General features: G+C 58.1%; 1 protein-coding gene. It reads right to left on the bottom strand.

Features of this window, described 5'->3' with window-relative positions; all coding sequences use genetic code 11:
* Nucleotides 1–238 precede the first annotated feature (238 nt).
* A complete protein-coding gene (locus SRB5_RS35760; protein WP_153458036.1) occupies nt 239–811 on the bottom strand; it encodes a suppressor of fused domain protein in 573 nt (190 codons plus the stop codon).
* Between the last annotated feature and the right edge of the window lie 353 nt (nt 812–1,164).

Genomic DNA, 1,164 nt, shown 5'->3' with positions numbered 1-1,164 from the left:
CCGCGTCCTTCTCCTGCTGCTGCATCAACTCGGCTCCCGTGCGTACGATGTCCGAACTGTTGTGGGAGCCACGTGCCTTGCCCATGATGATCCTTCCCGGCACCAGTCACTCTGATGCCAACCGGTCGTACCGGGCATACACAAACCACGCGACAGGCCCTAGCGATTTAGCAGCAGCCCGGAAGGAACCGATCGCCTTACGGCTCTCAATGCGAGCCGTAAGGCGACAAGGATTTTCTCAGACAATCGGACTTCTATCGGGATCCAATACGTTTACGCCTTCCGCGTCCAGCATGGATTCGAACTCATCAAGAGTCTCGCGCTTGATGAAATCAGCCTCGCTCTTGTGGATCGGAAGCAGCCACAAGAATCGTGCACCACCCGCTTCCGTCGGAGCCCATTCAAGTTCAGGCCCGTAGGGATAGGGCAGACTCACCAAGAGGTGATCCATACGAGAATCCGGCATCCAGGGGCGGCCAATATTGATGACCGATCCCACGTCCAACTGATGAGCCTCGAACGAGTGATAGTGACTCACCATTGCCAGCGTTTCCGAGTGAACGTCGGCAGCCACGGGCGACATTACGAAGAACTCGATTCCACCGACTGTAGATCCATGCACAGAGGACCCGACTGTCACGTAGACCCAGGCCTCACCAGCACGCTGGGGGTAGACCCGATAGGTGGCGAAGTGCGGAACTCGCTCCAGGATCGGCCCGCGATCCCAGGGGGAAGATTCCACAATATGGCCGTCCCAGAATCCCCGAACATGCCGCTCAAGGGCCGACAATCGTTCGCTTTCTTCGGTCATAGTCCCAGATTCCTCTTTATCGCCTTGGAGACCTTCGCCATCTCGGCCCCCTGCGATCGCTGGCAGACCTGACATGCAGCCCCATTGATGCCGTCATTCCTTGCGTAGGCTCTTCGCTCGGCGTTCGTCATTTCCGACCCGCCGCCGCGGTAGTAGTGGAGAACAAGCGGCGGATCATGCTCGGGAACGGGGGCATGAGCGGTTCCTGATGTCATCGTAGCGCCGCGGGAATGTCTTGAGTTTTGTGTATGCCCTTTCTTTGACGTCTTGGGGGTTTAGTTCTAGTTGGTCACTCGTTCGTGGCGAGGGGTAGTCCGTCGAGGTCGATTCGGTCGCCGTAGAAGCCGACGAGG

Origin of the sequence: Streptomyces smaragdinus (assembly GCF_009604385.1) — a bacterium.
Classification (GTDB): Bacteria; Actinomycetota; Actinomycetes; order Streptomycetales; family Streptomycetaceae; genus Streptomyces; species Streptomyces smaragdinus.
This window is presented reverse-complemented; position numbering and strand designations above follow the sequence as displayed.